The sequence below is a fragment of the Mesorhizobium sp. GW821-FHT04C10 genome (assembly GCF_059420305.1).
Map to the genome: position 1 here is coordinate 257530 of NZ_JBWKTL010000002.1, position 18278 is coordinate 275807.

Here is an 18278-nt window from a genome sequence, read left to right on the forward strand (position 1 = left end):
TCTTCGGCGCTTCGCTGGCGCTTGCGGCCGTCGCCGCCCTCTAGCCATCGCATCAACTGGTTGTCTAGTTTAGGTATCGTGACACGATACCTAAACTAGACATAGAGTGCCGGTAATAGAGTGCCGGTCATTTCCATAGACGTTGCATAGCGCCCGACGAGAAGCCGAACGATCTTTACGTCCAGTCGTCAAGGCGATTGGCGACGCGCCGAAATAGAATGTAAAGCTCTTCGAGAGGGGGTGGCGCCCGGACTGTTGACGAGAAGAGAAATCTGGTCGTTGCGATGCAGCGGGGGCCTCCGCCAGCAGACGGTCGAGCATGTCGTCGGCGACGGAATCAGCCTTCAGCAACGGACCTCGATGAATACCTGGCTCGCCATGGATGCCCATTCAGATCTCCAACTCATCCTGCGCCAGAGAAAAGGTCGGTTTCCCCGCCTGGGGCACGGTGCATGGTGACAAGGCAACGCCGATGACGACGATCGGAAAAGACATCTGACCTGCTTCTACTCCTTCTTCGGGCGATCATGAGCCCCGATAGTCGAGGCCGATATCCAGGATCGGTGAGCTGTGGGTCAGTCGACCGATGGAAATCAGATCGACGCCGGTCGCGGCAATCGCTCGCGCCGTATCGGATGTGATCCTGCCAGAAGCCTCGGTGATAGCGCGACCGCCAACGATTGCGACGGCACGACGGAGATGGTCGAGGGACATGTTGTCGAGCAGGACCGCATCGGGGGCGAAGCCAAGCACCTCCTCCAGCTGGGCCAGCGTATCGACCTCGACTTCGATCTTGACCAGATGACCGGTCCCCCTTCGTACTCGCTCGAGCGCGGGGCGAATGCCGCCGGCGATGGCGATGTGGTTGTCCTTGATCAGGATGGCGTCGTCGAGGCCGAAGCGGTGATTGGATCCGCCGCCTGCGCGCACGGCGTACTTTTCGACTGCACGCAAACCGGGGGTCGTCTTGCGCGTGCAGACAATCTTTGCGCCATGTCCGCGAACCGCAGCTACGATCGATGCCGTGGCCGTAGCGATACCGCTCAGATGGCACAGGAAATTGAGTGCTGTTCGTTCGGCTGTGAGAATGGCCCGGGCCGGGCCAACCACTGAGGCAATGACCTCTCCATCCGTGACGTTGCTGCCGTCTGCCCGCTCCACCGAGATTTCGACGTCAGGATCGATCAGGCGGAAGGCGAGCATCGCCAGATCGAGGCCGGCGACAACGCCGGACTGACGCGCCGCCAGCACGGTCCTGGCATGGTGTTCCTTTGGTACGACGGCGTCCGTGGTCACGTCGCCGGCCCTGCCAAGGTCTTCGAGAAGAGCTGCCCGTACAAGCGGCTCAAACATGACCGTGGGAAGCGGTGAAAGCTTCATCACTTGGCCCTTTCAAGGTTCGGGGCGTGTGCGAGTTCCCGCGCAGCCGCCAACGCGTCGGCGAGCGTGAGCTCGAAACGTCGGGCGACGGCGGCGCGATGCGGAAAGTCTGCGCGGCAGTGAGCGCCGCGGCTTTCTTCGCGCGACAAGGCGGCGATCGCGATCATCAACCCGACAGCCGCCGGATCCGATGCCGCATTCTTGCTTTCGGCGAGCGGCAACAAGGCGCGTGCAGTGGTTTTCAAACCTTCACCGTCCCGCACAATGCCGAGCGAGCGCGCCAGGAGAGGGTGCACGGTCTCCGGATTGGGGGAGGGGTAGTCGTTTGCAATCGCCGGCTGTGTTCGCGACACGGTGGTTGCCGCTAGGCTTTCGGAGACCCAGCGCGCGCAGACGATGGCCTCGGTCAACGAGTTGCTGGCAAGCCTGTTGGCACCGTGCAGCCCGGTCGAGGCGACTTCGCCGCAAGCCCAAAGCCCCGCAACCGAGGTACGACAAGAGCCATCCACGGCGACACCGCCCATGTGATAGTGTTGAGCCGGCCGGATGGGAATGAGATCACGCGCCGGATCGATGCCAGCCTGACGGCAGGCCGATGCGATCGTCGGAAACTGCCGCGCGAATGTTGGGCCGGGCTTGTCCCGCACATCGAGATAGACGCGATGGCCATTTGCAAGATGTTTCCCGACGGCTCGCGCCACAACGTCGCGCGGCGCGAGTTCCGCACCCTGCAAGCCGTCGAGAAAGCGCTGGCCGGTTTCATCGACGATTATCGCACCTTCGCCGCGAACCGCCTCGCTGATCAGCGGCATCGGACGGCAGGGCCCGTCAAGCGCGGTCGGGTGGAACTGGATGAATTCGAGATCGGCAAGAATTGCACCGGCGCGTGCGGCGAGTGCCAGACCCTGGCCGCAACTGCCGAGCGGGTTTGTCGTGTCGTGGAACAGGCCGCCGATCCCGCCCGAGGCGAGAACAACCCGTCCTGTGGCGAGGAACAGCGGACCTGTCGAACAGCTTGCCCAGACGCCCCGGACCGCATTCTCGCTCACCGCCAGCCGGCGCGCTTCAACGCCTTCCACGACCACGATCGACGACGTGGAACGCACGGCCGCGACCAAGGCACGCATGACCTCGCGCCCGCTGCCGTCGCCGCCGACATGAACGATGCGCCGTCGGCAGTGCGCGGCTTCCAGCCCGAGGTGCATTGTCCCTGCCGGCGTACGATCGAAGCGGACCCCAAGGCGCACCAAATCCTCGATCGCGGCGGGTGCCGCGCACACGATGCGTCGAGCGATCTCTGTGTCGCACAGTCCATCACCGGCGGCGAGCGTGTCGGCAAGGTGCAGTGCCGGGTTGTCATCATCGCCGAGGCTGGCAGCCAGACCACCCTGCGCCCACGTGCTCGATGCGTCAGCTCCCAACGGTGTCCGAGACAGAAGAAGCACCGGTTCTGGCGCCAGATGAAGCGCGGTCATCAGCCCGGCAACGCCGCCGCCGATAACAATAGGTCTGCCAAGGAAGCTGCGGGTGTCGGCGATCATATCGCCAGCATCCGCTCGACGGCCAGCCGTGCTCGGCCGGCAATCTCAGGGTCGATGGTGACGATATGGCGGTTTTGCTCGAGAGCGGTGCGGATGTTGGCGAGCGTGATCCGCTTCATGTGCGGACACAGATTACAGGGGCGGATGAACTCCACATCGGGATGGTCCACCGCGACATTGTCGCTCATGGAGCACTCCGTCATCAGCACGACCCGCACCGGCCTTTTTTGTCCGACATAGTCGGACATGGCGGCCGTCGAGCCGGAGAAATCCGCTTCCGCGACCACCTCCGGCGGACATTCGGGATGCGCCAGCACCGTGACGCCCGGATGGTCTTCGCGTAACTGGCGGAGGTCGGTGGGGGTGAAGCGCTCATGCACCTCGCAATGGCCTTTCCACGCGATGATCTTCACGGCGGTCTGAGCGGCAATGTTCTGTGCTAGATATTCATCCGGCAGCATGATCACCTGCGGAACGCCGAGTGCCTCCACGATTGCCTTGGCGTTGCCCGACGTGCAGCAGATGTCGGCCTCCGCCTTCACAGCGGCGGAGGTGTTGACATAGGTGACGATCGGTATGCCGGGATAACGCTGCCGCAGCAGGCTGACATCTTCGGCGGTGATGGAATCGGCGAGCGAGCAGCCGGCTTGCGTGTCCGGAATGAGCACCGTCTTGTCCGGGTTGAGCAACTTGGCCGTCTCGGCCATGAAATGCACGCCGGCGAGGACGATGACATCAGCTTCGACCGTCATCGCCTTGCGGGCGAGCGCGAGGCTGTCGCCGACAATGTCGGCGACGCAGTGGAAGATCTCCGGCGTTTGATAATTGTGGGCCAGTATGACGGCATTGCGCTGCCGTTTCAGACCGAGAATGGCGTCGATATCATCGGTGAATGCCGGCCACTCGATAGATGGAATGACCCGCCGAACGCGGTCATAGAGCGCGGAACTCCTAGCCAAGACTTCCGCCATTTTTCCATCCCTTTAATGCTCACTAAGAGTATATTACGGGCATATGCTTATAGGGAGCATAAGGAAAGTCAAGCACGTGAAAGTGGCAATTTCGTCCCTGCGACTGCGCGCTCGGCCAAGACGCCATGGCGGAAGCGAAAGAGCTTCGCCGGTCGACCGCCAGTGTCGGTCGTCGAGTTGCCGGTCTCTTCGACCAGTTCCTGCTGCTCAACCAACCGCCGGAAATTCTGCTTGTGGACAAGCCGACCGGCCAGCGCCTCGACGCTGCGCTGAAGTTGAAGGAGCGTGAATGTCGGCTGCATCAACTCGAAGACGACAGGGCGATATTTGATCTTGGCGCGCAGCCTGGCGATGCCGGTGGCCAGGATGCGACGGTGATCGGCCTGCATGGCTCGGCCGAAGACCGAAAGCGCAGTGTCTGGACCGTGGCTACGGTCCGCCTCTTCCACAAACGCCGCCTCGTAAAGCAGTTCATAGCGCTGCAGCACCAATTCCTCGTTCCAGGCGTAGCCATCAAGGCCGAAGGCGATCGCTGCACGTTGCCAGCGGTCATCGTGCATGGGGCGATCGTCAGCTGCATTCGCCCATGCCCTTAGTCGCGGACCGATCACGTCCGATACTGCGGAGGGAACACCGGCTCGGTGATCTTCCCACGGGAAATAATCATACCAGTTGCGCCAAGCGGCTTTGTCGGCGGGCGCCGCCTGCTCCTCCCGGGTCAAGGCGAGATAGCTGATCGAAACCACACGTTGCGCGCTCTCGTTTGCCGGGCGGTCGCGATCGGCGAAGGTATAGAGCTGCTCAATGTAACCCAAAGGGTGTCTTGTCTGCTGTTCGACCCAATCCCTCAGGCCAGATTGTAGCGAACGGTGTCCAAGCTCGAATGGGCCGGAGGGCAAGGATTGACCACGATCGATGGTCATGACGCGGGGCTGACCAATCGTCACCGCGACCAGCACCGCAATCAGTTCCGCAGCAATGGCATGCCGTTGGCCGTTCTTTGCCGGCTGCCTCTTTGTCGATGCCACCTTGTCTTGCATTTGTTCGCAGTGAGCTCCAAGTCTCAAGGACGCGTGCGAATTAAGCATGCCGCACGAAAGTTGGCCGATGCTGGTTGCCCTTCAACGCCTGCAGCGCCCGACATGCTCGATCTTTTGCAGCCATTGCCAGTTGCATCAACACAAATCTATACCAAGCGCCGCTGTCATGTATTGACGTAAGGTAAGGAGGTGCCGATTCATTTTTGATCCCGTTCAAATCAAACCTCGCATTCAGTAGGTCTCTCTACGTACGCCTACGCTTTCTTGCTCTGACCATCTTTTTCTTCTTGTACGCGCGAGAATCCGGCATTTCTCATTCGCTTCCGATTGTTCGACTATGGGTGAAGAAGTGCCGGCGACAAGGATATTATGGGGCCAAGTCCTTACCGTCTTTCTTATCGTGCTCGCGACGTCGACGCCATCATGACACCTCTACGGGCCAATGCCGCAACGGGCAGGCAAACGATTAGAATTCGCACAACCTTCGAAGAGGCTATCCGAACGCTCGCTTTCGCCCCTGAGGGTGATGTGACGGTTGTCTCGGCATCCGGACAGCCGCTCGGCGTCGTAACCTTTCGGCAACTCGCCGGCGCCATGGCCAACGCCTAAGGGAAAGCTAGTCGTAATTTGCCAGTTGCGGAACCAGCAGCGCTGCCTGCCGACATATCTGGCGATGCGACCGCATCCAAAAGATGTTTGGCTATACCACGGGTTCCCAATTTAGGGCCCGACGTCTCGATCCCTTGTCGGTCTAGGTCGGACGGATCTTTCACTTCGAGTGATCAGTACATCTAGCTCCCACCAGATTGGGTGTGAAGCGATGCCGATAGTGTGTCCAAAGGCGGGCGGGTGGCGGCCAAGCATATGTCAAGACTGGGCTCTTGCAGATCTACACTATGACAAGCTGGGCCGCATTGTTGTTAGTACAGATCCTCTCTTGTGATCAATCGAATGGTGACGACTTTTCGACCGATCGCGCGATACTAAGTAATGATCCAACCGTATGGATCAGGCTTTCTGCCCCGGAGAGCGGACCGATGTGGATCGCGATATGTGGTTGTGCCTTCTGCAAGAAGTGGCGACTTCCTTCGCCAACGACCATGTTTTTCGAAGCGAGAGTCGCAATCATTTTCAATTCGTCGTCTACTGGTAGCCATATGGCAAGACCGTCGCCGGGCTCTTGGACGTGGATACCCGCAGCACGTATGCTGTTGACGAGGTGGGTCCGCCTTTTGCGGTACTCTTGTCGCACGCTATTCATCATCTTTTGCGTGCTGGCATCGGTCAGAAGATAAAGTAGGGCGCCTTGCAGGATCCGGCTGCCAATGCCGATGCCCATCGAACGGGACTGACGAATTGCAGATACATGCCGGGCACTGCCGCCGATGATGCTAGATCTGAGATCCAGGCCGAATGCCTTGCAAAACGAGCGAACCAAAACCGTCTGGTCGGGTAGCCATTTGCCAATACTCTCCGCGGGAGCCATACAAATCGGCCCAAGCGGATCGTCCTCGATGACGCACGTGTCTGGAAGGCTCTTCAAGACGCCAGCCAGCTCTTTTGCCCGTTTGGCGCTCATCGACAATCCGAGCGGCAACTGGGCGCGCGGCTGAAACACGAAGGCCACGGGCTTGTTCTGCAGCGCCCTCCCCAAAGAGGCGACGCTGGGACCTTCTGCGTCCCATTCGACGCCAATTCCCTTTAGACCGAGCAGTGACATAATCTGAAGCAGGCGTGGCGTCGTGGGTTGCTCGACGGCAATCGTGTCTCCAGGCGATGCGGCGCCGCTCAATGCGAGCAGTATGCTCTCGGAACTGGCTCCGGCAACCGTCCAGTTTTCCGCCTCGAACGGCCATTCCCGTTGAGCCTGTTCCTTCAAGGGCTCGATAATGTAGTCCAGCTTGGCGGAATGCAGATTTGAAACCTTCAAGCCGGCGGCCAGTGCCGGGCCGAGGTCTGGCTGCAGTTCGGGATCGGGCGACGCGGACGACAAATCCAGACGCATTGGAGGCACACCCGGATCCTGCACGCTGCCCTGCTGGATAATGAACGTGCCGCCGCGCCGCCGCGTCTCGACATGTCCGTCGCTGCGGAGCTTTGCCCATGCATTCGCGACGGTGCTGGAACTCACATCCAGCTTCAGCGCCAGATCTCTCACGGTGGGAAGGCGGGCTCCGGGCGGGAATTCACGCGTCAAAATCTTGTATGCAATGACGGCGGCTATCTCGTTCGGCTCACGTGTAGGACATGCGGCAGCCAACCGTTCCGCATCGATCACTTCGCCCACCTGTACCGACATCCCGAGCCTCGAATTCTCACCGTTACGTGGACACATATAGGCCCCAAGCGGAGAAATGAAAAATCATTTTGACCTTCGGACGTAATATGTTTTTTCAAACTGAACATAATTGCGCATAGTTCATGCGTTCTAACCATTTGTGTCGGCAGCTACAGTAGGACGGAGTTCGATCGGATATGGACTGGCGTTACGGTGGCCATTGCCCGCCCATGGGGATCATCTGGGGCTACCACAAGCCGGGAACTGGCCGCATCCATCTACCGGGGTCACCCTCCTGAGCCGGATATCAAACCCTTCCGCCTGTCGCGACTCTAAACCGTATGTTGCAGCAAATATGTACACACTATCATAGTATTTCATGAACATAGATATATGATCAAAACATATTGACACTTCAACTTGGTTTTTGTACGCCGAATGAACATCCGCAGGAGTTTGAAAAATGGGCTTTGTGATCGCTCAGGTGAACTACGACAGCGATTTCCAGGACGGAGTCACGCGCGCCGACAAGATCAAGACTGCCGAGCGGCGCACCGAGATACCGGGCTTCCTCTGGAAGGTCTGGCTGCGCGACGAGAAGGCGCGGCGCGGTGGCGGCCTGTTCCTGTTCGAGGATCGTCCCTCGGCCGAAGCGTGGCTGGCGGCCCGGGCAAACCAGACGTTTCACCCCGCATACAAGAACATCACGGTCGAACTCTTCGACGTGGATGAGGAACTGAGCCGGGTCTCCAAGGCGCCGCTTGAGGCGGCAGAATGAGGGTCGTTCGATGACGGTTGAAATTTACGGGCATCTGACGCACCGCGACGAGTCGGAGGTGCATCTGGCGACAGGCTCCAGCCTGGATGTCGAGTACATCAAGCGCCAGGCTCGCGAGCATGAATATGCTGGCTTCGACGGTGCGCTGATCGGCGTCGGTAGCGACGGCCCGGACAGCCTGCAGATCGCCGCGCTGGCGGCGGCAGAGACGAAGTCGCTCCGCCTTCTCGTCGCCAATCGGCCGGGTTTGATCAATCCCACATGGGCCGCGCGAAGCTATGCGACGCTCGACCAGATATCGGGCGGACGGATCGGTTTCCACGTCATCACCGGGCGCGAAAGCGATGGCACGCGCAAGAACGGCGATCCGCTCGGGAAGGAGGACCGCTACGTCCGGACGAAGGAATTCATACAGATCCTCAAGAAGTCCTGGACCGAGCGCAAGCCGTTCGATCTCATCGGGCAGCATTACGACATCCGCGGGTTCGTTGCGTCTATCTTCCCCAGGCAAGAGCCCCGCATACCGATCTACTTTGCCGGCAATTCCGATATCGCCTATGACGTTGGCGGCGCAGAGGCCGATCGCTATGCGCTCTATGCGCAGCCTCTCGAATTCTTGAAGCAGGACATCGCCAAGATTCACGACGCGGCGAAGGGTTCCGGAAGGCCGGACAGACCGGGCATCATTGTTCTCGTCAGACTGGTTGTCGGGGCGACTGATGAGCTTGCTTGGAGAAAGGCAGAGGCCTTGAAGGCCGATGCGCTGGCGCAGACGCAATCGCTTCGACCAGAAGAGACCCGGTGGCTGCCATCGAAGGATGGGCGCGATGCAAGCGCCGGTGACCGTCGGCAAGTCGAGGCCAACCGGATTTCTGAACGCCACGACCGGGCGCTGTGGACAGGCCTTTCGGGCGTCACCGAGCGAGGCAAATCCAGCGCTCTCGTTGGCAGTCCGTCGACGATCGTCGCCGCTCTGCTGGATTATGTCGATGCCGGCGTGAACATGTTCATTCTAGACGGCTTCCACAGGCTGGCGGACATCCCTGAATTCGGCAGGGACATCATCCCTGCTTTTAGGGCCGCGCTCGCCGAGCGCGAGCAACTGCGCAGGCCGTTTTAATCCGTCTGAACCGAGGGAGTTTCAACATGCTGACGAATGGAATTCGACGCCGTACGATACTTCAAGCCGGCCTGGCCGGGGCGTTTGCTGCAGCCGGCGGGGCAAGGTTCGCGTTTGCTGTGCCGCAGTTTAAAACCGTAGAGCCAAGCTTCCTGACTGTCGCGGCGCTTGGCGAACTGCCGGCATCAGGCATCGAGGGCGAGCGCCTGACGGGCACAGACGGTGAGATCATCACACTGATCGCCGAGAAGCTTGGGCTCAAGGTAAAGGCGGCGACCGTCGACAATGCGGGCACCATCGAGGCCGTGCGGTCGGGCCGAGCCGATCTGATGCTCGGAAACATGCGCTGGACGGCAAAGCGTGCCCAAGTGATCGCTCTGTCCGACCCAGCCTACTACGTCACATATGGCGCGATCACACAATCGGATCGCGATCTACCCAGGGAAGTGACCGTTGCGAATATTTCAGGGCTCACCGTTGGGACATTGACCGGCGCATCTTCCACGCCTGATCTCAAGAAAATCCCGAACGTCGCTGACGTCAAATTCTACGACAACAGCGCCACCGTCATCCGCGACCTGACGTCGGGCCGCCTGGACTTCGGCGTGCTCGATCCGACGCTGATCGCATTCGCGACCAAACGGGATCCCAGCCTGAAGCTCAAGCATATCGTCTTCAAGCATGATCCGGAGTTTGCGATCCTGACCGGGCGAAGCCAGTCGGTGTTCGGGCTTTCGTTCGACAACCCCGATCTGCTGGACGCCGTCAATGCCGGCTTGAAATGGGCTCTGGCAAGCGGAAAGTCGAAGGAGATTTTTGCGAAATACGGTTTGGACGACCCCGAGTATTTCCAGCCATTGACAAGCAACCCCAGAATCGGCGTCGATCGCGACGACAAAAACCAGATCCTAGGGCCAGGTACGCATGTGCCCAAGGACTTCAGCGGCTATTTTGCGTGAGCAATGCTGACCGCTTCCATCAAGATGACTGACTGCGATGTGTCGGCCCAAGCGGTCACGCCCGCAAAGACTCTCGTCGAGATCAGGCGTTTGTCAAAACGGTACGAAGACGAGCCGGTGCTGACGAATATAGATCTCGACGTCGCCGCCGGCGAGGTTCTGACGCTTATTGGCCCGAGCGGATCGGGAAAATCGACGCTCCTAAGGTGTATCAACCTGCTGGAGACGCCAAGTGCCGGATCCGTCGCAATCGATGGAAGCCCGATCTGGGCATCGGAAGATCCCCACCATTTGAAGGGTCGCCGTCTTGCCGAACGGCGTCGCGAGATCGGTATGGTGTTCCAGAGGTTCAATCTCTTTCCGCATCTGACCGTTCTTGAAAACGTCAGCATCGGCCTCACCAAGGTTCTGAGATTACCCAGGAAAGAGGCCGAAGCGACCGCATGCGAGTTCATCGCAATGGTGGGATTGTCGAGATTTCTGAACGCCTATCCGGCGACGCTTTCAGGAGGGCAGCAGCAGCGCGTCGCCATCAGTCGCGCCCTTGCGATGCGTCCCAAGCTCATGCTGTTCGATGAACCCACTGCTTCGCTTGATCCTGAACTCGTGGGTGAGGTCATGGACGTCATGCGAATGCTGGCAAGGTCTGGAACGACGATGATCGTGGTCACGCACGAGATGCACTTCGCCGAGGACATTGCCGACCGGGTGGCTTTTCTCGATGCCGGGCAGATCGTCGAGATGGGACCGCCGAGCCAGGTTCTCAGGGTGCCACGTCACGACCGCACTGCAGCTTTCCTCTCCCGAATCCTTTCCCGCGAAACCCGGCATTCTTGATTCAGGAGAAGTTGCCGTGCACGCGGAATTCTTTGAGCGCCTGCCAGAGATCACTAGTATCCTGATTCAAGCGGCAGGCATGACCATACTCGTCACGCTCGGCAGCGGCGTGGTCGCGACCATCTTGGGCGTTTTCTTTGCCTATCTCTCGACGAGCAGGCGCGCGGCGGTTCGCGCCGTCTCGTCGACCTATGTCGCACTCGCCCGCGCCATACCCACGCTCTCCCTCCTTTTCGTGATCTATTACGGCCTTCCATCCTTCGGCATCCGCTTCTCGCCGATTCCGACTGCCCTGATCGGGTTCGGAATTCATGGCGGCGCGTATGTGACGGAGATTATTCGCGCGGCTTTGCTTGCCGTCCCGGTCGGTCAGCGTGAAGCTTCGCTTTCAATCGGAATGACGACCCCCCAGGCGATGCGGTATATCATTTTTCCGCAAGGGAGCCGGACTGCGCTTCCACCCTACTGCAACTATCTGATCCAGTTGCTGAAGGACAGTTCCATAGCGTCGGTGATCGCCGTGCCTGAACTGATGTTCAGGGCAAAAAACCTTGCCAATCAGATAGGAGCGGTGGATCTGCTGTATCTCTACACTGCGGCCATTTACTTGGTCCTCAGTCTCACATTGAGCAGGGCGGCAGGTGCACTTGAAAAGCGGCTGCGGGCATATGGCGGAACGGCGTCATGAGCGGCGGGCTCTTCGATAGCGATGTGTTTCTGTGGCTGCCGGAGCTTTTCGACGGCGCGCTCGTCACGATTCGTATCGCCATTCTCGCATTCGCATTGTCGCTGATGCTCGGATTGTTGCTAGCACTAGGGCGAACGAGCCGAAGAGCAATCCTACGGGGAGGGGCGACAGGATTTGTTGAGTTGTTCCGTGGGACCCCACTTCTGACACAGATGCTGATCATCTACTTCAGTCTGGGGTCGGTTGGTATCAGCTTCACGGCGTTTACCGCGGCGGTGATTGCTATCACGCTGAACAACGGAGCCTACCTCTCGGAAATCTTCCGTTCGGGGATACTCTCTGTCGATTCCGGACAGCGCGAGGCATCATTGTCGATCGGAATGACTGAAGGACAGGCTCTCCGCTATATCCTGATCCCGCAGGCCTTCCGCGTCATGGTGCCGCCGATCACCCACTATGCCGTCATCACGCTGAAATCGACGTCGCTCGCGTCTGCCATCACCGCACCGGAACTGATGATGCGCGCGCACTCTCTTAGCAGCGAGTATTTCATGCCGACGGAAATCTACGCGGTGGCGGCAGCTTTCTACGTCGTCATGGCGTATCCGCTTTCGATCCTAGCGCATCTGCTGGAAAAGCGGTTCGCCCGCAGCAACGCCAAACTTTCCGCCTCCTGATCAGGATTGCCAGTTGACCGAAATCTCCGCCGATTTTGCGACGATCCAGGATGTCGTTTGGGCTGCCAGGAAAAACCTTCCCTCTGACGTCTGGGACTATGTGACTTACGGAACAGAAACCGAGACGACCGTCAGGCGAAACCGGGTGGCGCTCGACAGCCTGGCGCTGCTACCACGCATCATGCGTGATGTAAGCCGCATCGATCCGGGCTCCAACTTCGTGGGAATGCCCTTGCGTATTCCTGTCGTTCTTGCCCCGATCGGCTCCGTTCATCTCCTTGATCCGGATGCAGCGCTTGCCCCCGCCGAGGTGGCACGCGACTTCGGGATCCTCCATGTCCTGAGTGGGTATGCGGCACCTGCCTACGACATCGTCGGCAGAACTGCGCCGAGCACCTCCATTTACGCTCTGCATCCGCGTCCCGGGCTTCCCCCGCTCGAGACGCTGGCAAGGTCTATAGCGGATGCTGGCTTCCAGGCCATCGCTCTCGTCAGCGAAACCGTTTTCTACACCCGGCGCGAGCGCGATCTGATGAGCAAGGTGTCGACGGCCTTCAAGGTCGAGCGCTTTTACTCGTCGCTCCTGCGTGAGGTGAGGGAAGGCCGGCAGCCGAGCGGACCTGAGGGAGACGGTCTCGATGGCGCTCGTATGGACTGGTCGATGATATCGACCTTGAAGCAGCATTCGGGTCTCAAAGTCATCCTGAAAGGCGTGATGTCGCCGCAGGACGCGCGCCTCGCGGTCGAGTATGGTGCCGATGCCATCTACGTGTCCAATCACGGGGGAAGGGCGCTAGACCATGCACCCGCGACGATCGAGATGCTTCCGGCGATCATCGAAGCGGTTGGCGGACAGCTAGACGTTATCGTCGATGGCGGCTTCGTGCGCGGGACGGATATCGTCAAAGCACTGGCTCTCGGCGCGAAGGCCGTCGGCATAGGCAAGATGCAGGCCTGGGCTCTTGCCGCCGGCGGGCGAAAGGGCCTGCACCGGCTTCTCCAGCTTTTGGAGGAGGAACTGGTAATCGTCATGGCGCTGCTCGGCGTCAACAGCGTGTCCGAATTGACGCCTGACTTCATGCAGCAGTCATCGCCTACAGGTGTAGCTCACCCCCTTGGTGCATTCCCGGTCGTCATGGAACGGCTGGGTTTGCAGCGCTGACCACTACATCATCCCTATTTCGCTCAACGATCACGAAAGGATCAAACATGAGCCTCCGCATCAACGACATCGCCCCCGACTTCCGGGCCGATACTTCCAAAGGCCTGATCTCGTTCCATGAATGGATCGGCGACAACTGGGCAGTCCTTGCGCAATGGCCGGTCTCGAAGGTGAATTTGCCATTAGGGGTGTAAAAATCATTGGGATCTCGATCGACCCGGTCGAGAGCCATGCGAAATGGAAGAGCGACATACGCACCGCTACCGGCTTCGAGGTCGATTATCCGCTGATCGGCGGCAAGGACCTGAAAGTAGCCAAGCTCCACGACATGCTGCCCGCGGGTGTCGGCGAAAGCGCGGAAGGTCGCACGCCCGCCGACAATGCCACTGTCCGCTCCGTCTTCCTTATCGACCCTGATAAGAAGATCAAGCTTGTCCTCACCTACCCGATGACCACCGGCCGCAACTTCGAGGAAATCCTGCGCGCGATCGACTCGATTCAGTTGACGGCTAAGCATCAGGTCGCAACTCCTGCCAACTGGAAGCAGGGCGATGATGTCATCATTACCGCAGCGGTGTCCAACGAAGAAGCCGCAAAGCGGTTCGGCGCCTTCGATACTGTTCTACCTTACCTGCGCAAAACTAGGCAGTCCGCCTGACCGCGATTGCGTGCTGTCCGCTCCGATGCCTTCGGCGCAACTGTAGCCCAATTTCTCGACCGGGGGTAGTTGCGCAGATTGTCGATCGAATTCGTCCAGCGGCCTGACGGTTTTGTTGCAACGATTGAATGGGAGTGCAGAGACCTAATGCGAGGCCAATCACGCGGCGAGGATTTCGAAATGCATTGCTAGGGATGGGTTCGGATTGAAGGCGTACCTCGCCTGTCGCTTGCGCATTATGTGAACCATTTCGATGCCGGACAGGATGATCGCGGCCAATGCTGGTGATTTGAAGCCGAGCATGCGTATCGGACGCCCTCGCCGAGGAAGAGGCGCTACGATTCGATCATGACGGTAGGACTTTGCGATCTATCGCAGCCCCCGAAAGCGAATATTTCGTGACGGACGGCCTCTGCACACACGAGAAGGTCCATCTGGCCGACGGCTTCGTGCTCGACGACGCGGTAGAATGTCCAAAGCACAATGGCCGGTTCAGCTACAAGACGGGCGAGGCACGCGGCGCGCCAGTCTGCATCAATCTCAGGACCTATCCCGTGAAGATAGAAGATGGCAAGATCTTCATCGGGCTTGGCGTATGAGTTGGACGCTTGGCATGGTTGTCATCGGCGCTGGCGTTTGCGCGTGCGGCCGTCGCCCTGCGGGAGGCTGGATAGAAGGCCTCATCCCCCTTGTCTGCGACGAGGCGCTCGCCCCTTACGAGCGCCCGCCGCTCTCGCGTTTTCAGAATGATTGTCCGAGATTTTCGATCGCACCAAGCGGCCCTTGGCCGGCAACTTGCTGTGCAGCCTGCCCCGAGGTATGAATTCGCTAAGAGAGGCCAGTATTGTAGAGGCTCGCACCTAGCGTGGACCAGACTGTACCTGTTTCAGCCCCCTCGATGCGTGCCACGGGTTGGCCGGGTCCTTCCTCCGATTACGCCACGGTTGGGGCGCGATACGAGGCCGGAGGAAGTGAACTCCTCAAGTCATCCGCGCAAATGGGGTGGAACAGCCGTGCCACCGCGGCGATCTACAAACATCATAAACTCGAATGCGAATCCTTCGTCCAATCGGTTACCGAGGTGATCGTTAATTTATCTGGCAGTGCAAACTTCCGCAGGAGGGCAGACGGGCCTGAGCAGCGATACAAATCGCGTATCGGGTCGGCCAGCATCTGCCCGCGTGGCGTTTCGGTCAGATATCTGCAGATCGATTCCGGTCCACTCGACATGATTCACTTGTCCATGCCGACCGATCTTTTCGGCACGCTGAAATGTGTCGACGGAAGTTCCGAAGGTTCGGGCTTGCTCTACACGGGTGGATTGCGCGACCCGTTGCTGGAAAGCATCGGCTTTGCGGTTGCGGAAGAGTTGATGCAATGCGTCGCTGATCGACCGACGGGCCAATTGGTGCTAGACTCCTATGCTCTTGCCGCCGCAGCCAGACTGCTGCAACGTTACGTCCGCAAGGACACGAGCAACTTCACCAAATCCTATTTCGAGGTCCGATCTACCAAGGGTCTTGACAGGGCGAGGCTCCAGCGGGTGGTCGACTTCATCCATGCCCACCTCGGGGAGGACATGTCGCTCGATCAGCTCGCGAAGGTCGCTTGCCTGAGCACGTTTCATTTCTGCCGGGCTTTCAAGATCGCCACCGGGCTGGCTCCATTCCAATACATTGCTGACGCTCGCATCCGTTGGGCGAAGTCGCTCTTGGCGGACTGCGAGACCACGATCGACGACGTTGCGATATCCGCCGGGTTTTCGTCGGGAGCTAACCTTGCTCGCGCCTTCAAGAAAGCCTTGGGCGTCTCGCCAAGACGGTACAGACTTAGCCTGGGGGCCTGAGACGCTTCGTACGACGTAGCGATGCCTGCATTGCACCGAATAGTCGAAAAGTGCGTTCTTGGCCTGAGCGTCCAAATAATCTATTCGGCCAGCGGCCCCGCGTCGGATCCACGCCGATCTTTCCCCAGGATTCCAGTTGCCTGGAAGGATTTTTTCGATCTTGAAGGGTGAGGTTACCCGTACAGGCTGGACGAGCGCCAAGCCCTAGCCGATGCGAACTGGTGCGACGTCTTGCTGACGCCGGCGCTGTGACGATCGGCAAGGTCAATATGACCGAGTTCGCCTTTTCCGGTCTGGGACTTAACCCGCACTACGCTACGCCTCGGAACACAACATCAGCAGACCAAGCACGCATGCCGGGTGGCTCGTCCCCGGGTCTGGCGTCGCGGTGGCGCGCGGCCTTGTTCCGATTTCGATCTGAACCGACCAAGCGGTTCAGTGCGGATCGCAGCAGCCTCTCGTGGGCTTCAAAACATCTGCCTCGAGATGGCCGCTTCAAGGCGTAGGCGTGCTTGCGAACTCGTTGTTGATGTGATGATCGTCGATGCGGCTGCTACTTTGCTTTCGGATCCCGACCTTCGCACCGGCGACCTCAACCGGCTCCGTCTAATTGTTCCAACCAATGCGGTTTGGGACGAAGTCGAGCCTGCGGTCGCCGGTAACTTCCGGACCGCGCTCGCGCGAATGGCCGATCAAGGCGTTTTGGTGGAGGAGAGGTCTGTGCCGGTTCTGGCCGTCGGTTCGCGCCTCGACACGCTCGTGGCCGTTGAGGCATATGAGGCCCACCGAAACCGGATGCTAGGGGATGCGGCGGATCGAATGGATCCGTGTGTGCGGGCGCGACTTCGCAAGGCTGCCGAAATCGGCATTGCCGAGGAAAAGGCGATCCGCGAGGCCCGTTCCTTATGAAAGAAGGAACCGCTTTTCGATGGGTCCACCTTCGTTGCCTACCATGCCCTGCGTTGCGCCGGCGATGGCTCTGCTGGAACAGGACGACGAAGCATTTGCGCAGACGAATAGGCTGATGCTGCGCAATACCCAGATCGGTAGCTTCCTGGATTGGGGCGGCGTTTCGATCCCGAGCGGCCATGATGGGCATGGCCTCCACACCGCGCTCCTGCTTTCCGGTGGGCCTGGTCGTGACAGCGAATTGCTTAGGGCCGCGATGGCGATGGAGGCGATAGTTCGCAACAGGCTTCCCGGTGCGCCGCTGTCCAAAAGTCTGCGAGATAGCGCCGTCACCAGCCCGAAACTACGCGCGGGCAAGAACCGCAATTCTTGCTGCTTAATGCGCAAGCTGAGAAAGGAATAAGGGCCAAATAGACGCTACTGAATTCTGAACACGCATCAGGAGACGGCACGTGTCGACAACGAAAACCATCGAAATTTCACATCTTGGCGGCTCACAAATCGGCTACCGATTTGCCGCGGACTACAATCCCGCTCTACCGACCGTCGTGCTCGTGAATTCCTTCACGACCTCCGCTGAGCTCTACCGCGCGCAGTTCGCCGAGAGCGAACTTGTTACAAAAGTCAACCTTTTGGCTCTCGAGCCCTACGGGCACGGGGAGACAAAGACAGCTGGCGAACAATTCACATACTGGGACAGTGCGATCGCCAATCTCGAAGTGCTTGACCGCCTACGCATCCCCGCCGCTTTCGTGATGGGAACCTCGCAGGGCGGCTGGATCGCGTTGCGCATGGCGATCCTCGCGCCTGAGAAGATCCAAGGTGTCATCCCACTCGGCACTTCGACAGACTATGAGAGCGCAGCGAGTCGTGAGCTCGGATGCTGGGACGCACACGCGTTCTGCGATCCTTGGATCCGCGACCTCGCAGCGGAAGTCGGTCCGGACTGGGTGCCGTCCGATCAATATTGCGATGACCTCGTCGATCCGGCCTTCGGCGCCAATATCGATGCCGAGACACGCGCGTTCTGGACGGACCGGCTAAAGAGGAACTTCAGAGGCAACGATGGCCGGCGCCGCTTGCGCATGTGCACTATCAACTTGCGTGATCGTGATGGGCTACGCGGCCGTCTCGACTTCGTGAAGTGCCCTGTCCTGTGGCTTCATGGAACTGAGGACGTCGTGTATTCGGTGGCGCATGCCAAGACCGAATATGGCCTGCTGACCGGCGCCAGGAACGTCGAGTTCAAGGCCATTGAGGGCGGCCATCACTTCCTCAGCGCCACAAATCCCAAAGAAGTCAATGCCGAGTTGCTTGCCTTCGTGGACAGATGGGCGACTCCGACCGGCACGGCCAAGAAGGCCGCCTAAGGACGCGCTTGAGGTGCCAGCCGACCGACCGCGACAGATGTCCTGACGCTGCACGGGCGGGCAG

General features: G+C 59.6%; 18 protein-coding genes and 3 pseudogenes. 14 read left to right on the forward strand and 7 right to left on the reverse strand.

Translation table 11 applies throughout. The features are described 5' to 3' along the window. Positions 1 to 90: 90 nt before the first annotated feature. The 6 genes from AC07UC_RS34750 to AC07UC_RS34775 form a co-directional block, all read right to left on the reverse strand. Complete coding sequence (locus AC07UC_RS34750; RefSeq protein ID WP_494909255.1) at positions 91 to 390, reverse strand: hypothetical protein; 300 nt, start codon at positions 388 to 390, stop codon at positions 91 to 93. Between the two features lie 135 nt (positions 391 to 525). Beyond that, positions 526 to 1380: a carboxylating nicotinate-nucleotide diphosphorylase gene (gene nadC, locus AC07UC_RS34755; RefSeq protein WP_494909257.1), complete on the reverse strand. Its 855-nt coding sequence runs from the start codon at positions 1378 to 1380 to the stop codon at positions 526 to 528. After that, the gene (locus AC07UC_RS34760) at positions 1380 to 2921 is read right to left on the reverse strand and encodes an L-aspartate oxidase (RefSeq protein ID WP_494909258.1); all 1542 of its coding nucleotides are present in this window, start codon (positions 2919 to 2921) and stop codon (positions 1380 to 1382) included. The genes nadC and AC07UC_RS34760 overlap by 1 nt, the downstream gene beginning before the upstream one ends. Next, complete coding sequence (nadA, locus tag AC07UC_RS34765; protein WP_494909259.1) at positions 2918 to 3892, reverse strand: quinolinate synthase NadA; 975 nt, start codon at positions 3890 to 3892, stop codon at positions 2918 to 2920. The genes AC07UC_RS34760 and nadA overlap by 4 nt, the downstream gene beginning before the upstream one ends. A 68-nt stretch (positions 3893 to 3960) precedes the next feature. Continuing rightward, complete coding sequence (locus AC07UC_RS34770) at positions 3961 to 4932, reverse strand: NUDIX hydrolase (protein WP_494909260.1); 972 nt, start codon at positions 4930 to 4932, stop codon at positions 3961 to 3963. Positions 4933 to 5875: 943 nt separating this feature from the next. Then, a complete protein-coding gene (locus AC07UC_RS34775; protein WP_494909261.1) occupies positions 5876 to 7231 on the reverse strand; it encodes an aminotransferase-like domain-containing protein in 1356 nt (451 codons plus the stop codon). A gap of 442 nt (positions 7232 to 7673) precedes the next feature. On the opposite strand from AC07UC_RS34775, the gene AC07UC_RS34780 reads away from it, so the two are divergent. From AC07UC_RS34780 to AC07UC_RS34815, 8 genes and pseudogenes are all read left to right on the forward strand, one after another. Beyond that, positions 7674 to 7988, forward strand: a complete 315-nt coding sequence (locus AC07UC_RS34780; RefSeq protein ID WP_494909262.1) for a YdhR family protein — start codon at positions 7674 to 7676, stop codon at positions 7986 to 7988. 10 nt (positions 7989 to 7998) lie between these two features. Continuing rightward, positions 7999 to 9108: an LLM class flavin-dependent oxidoreductase gene (locus tag AC07UC_RS34785; RefSeq protein ID WP_494909263.1), complete on the forward strand. Its 1110-nt coding sequence runs from the start codon at positions 7999 to 8001 to the stop codon at positions 9106 to 9108. Positions 9109 to 9134: 26 nt separating this feature from the next. Next, the gene (locus AC07UC_RS34790) at positions 9135 to 10067 is read left to right on the forward strand and encodes a substrate-binding periplasmic protein (protein ID WP_494909264.1); all 933 of its coding nucleotides are present in this window, start codon (positions 9135 to 9137) and stop codon (positions 10065 to 10067) included. A 3-nt stretch (positions 10068 to 10070) separates the two neighbouring features. Then, entirely contained in the window at positions 10071 to 10904 is an 834-nt protein-coding gene (locus tag AC07UC_RS34795; protein ID WP_494909266.1) for an amino acid ABC transporter ATP-binding protein, read from the forward strand. A 16-nt stretch (positions 10905 to 10920) separates the two neighbouring features. Further along, positions 10921 to 11592, forward strand: a complete 672-nt coding sequence (locus AC07UC_RS34800; protein ID WP_494909267.1) for an amino acid ABC transporter permease — start codon at positions 10921 to 10923, stop codon at positions 11590 to 11592. Further along, a complete protein-coding gene (locus tag AC07UC_RS34805; RefSeq protein WP_494909268.1) occupies positions 11589 to 12269 on the forward strand; it encodes an amino acid ABC transporter permease in 681 nt (226 codons plus the stop codon). Before AC07UC_RS34800 ends, AC07UC_RS34805 begins: the two co-directional genes overlap by 4 nt. A gap of 13 nt (positions 12270 to 12282) precedes the next feature. Next, positions 12283 to 13431: an alpha-hydroxy acid oxidase gene (locus AC07UC_RS34810; RefSeq protein WP_494909269.1), complete on the forward strand. Its 1149-nt coding sequence runs from the start codon at positions 12283 to 12285 to the stop codon at positions 13429 to 13431. 47 nt (positions 13432 to 13478) lie between these two features. After that, positions 13479 to 14089 (forward strand): annotated as a pseudogene (locus tag AC07UC_RS34815) (redoxin domain-containing protein). Between the two features lie 159 nt (positions 14090 to 14248). On the opposite strand, the pseudogene AC07UC_RS34820 reads toward AC07UC_RS34815, so the two are convergent. After that, positions 14249 to 14419, reverse strand: a pseudogene (locus AC07UC_RS34820) (IS6 family transposase); the annotation flags it as partial. On the opposite strand from AC07UC_RS34820, the pseudogene AC07UC_RS34825 reads away from it, so the two are divergent. From AC07UC_RS34825 to AC07UC_RS34850, 6 genes and pseudogenes are all read left to right on the forward strand, one after another. Continuing rightward, positions 14392 to 14688: pseudogene (locus tag AC07UC_RS34825) on the forward strand (MocE family 2Fe-2S type ferredoxin); the annotation flags it as partial. The pseudogenes AC07UC_RS34820 and AC07UC_RS34825 overlap by 28 nt on opposite strands. 266 nt (positions 14689 to 14954) lie before the next feature. Then, the gene (locus tag AC07UC_RS34830) at positions 14955 to 15935 is read left to right on the forward strand and encodes a helix-turn-helix domain-containing protein (protein WP_494909270.1); all 981 of its coding nucleotides are present in this window, start codon (positions 14955 to 14957) and stop codon (positions 15933 to 15935) included. 167 nt (positions 15936 to 16102) lie between these two features. Then, the gene (locus tag AC07UC_RS34835) at positions 16103 to 16441 is read left to right on the forward strand and encodes an amidase family protein (protein ID WP_494909271.1); all 339 of its coding nucleotides are present in this window, start codon (positions 16103 to 16105) and stop codon (positions 16439 to 16441) included. 28 nt (positions 16442 to 16469) lie between these two features. Further along, positions 16470 to 16844, forward strand: a complete 375-nt coding sequence (locus AC07UC_RS34840) for a hypothetical protein (protein WP_494909272.1) — start codon at positions 16470 to 16472, stop codon at positions 16842 to 16844. A gap of 64 nt (positions 16845 to 16908) precedes the next feature. Then, a complete protein-coding gene (locus AC07UC_RS34845) occupies positions 16909 to 17247 on the forward strand; it encodes a hypothetical protein (RefSeq protein ID WP_494909273.1) in 339 nt (112 codons plus the stop codon). 49 nt (positions 17248 to 17296) lie between these two features. Continuing rightward, positions 17297 to 18214 (forward strand): alpha/beta fold hydrolase, encoded by a 918-nt coding sequence (locus AC07UC_RS34850; RefSeq protein ID WP_494909274.1) that lies wholly within the window; start codon positions 17297 to 17299, stop codon positions 18212 to 18214. Positions 18215 to 18278: the final 64 nt, after the last annotated feature.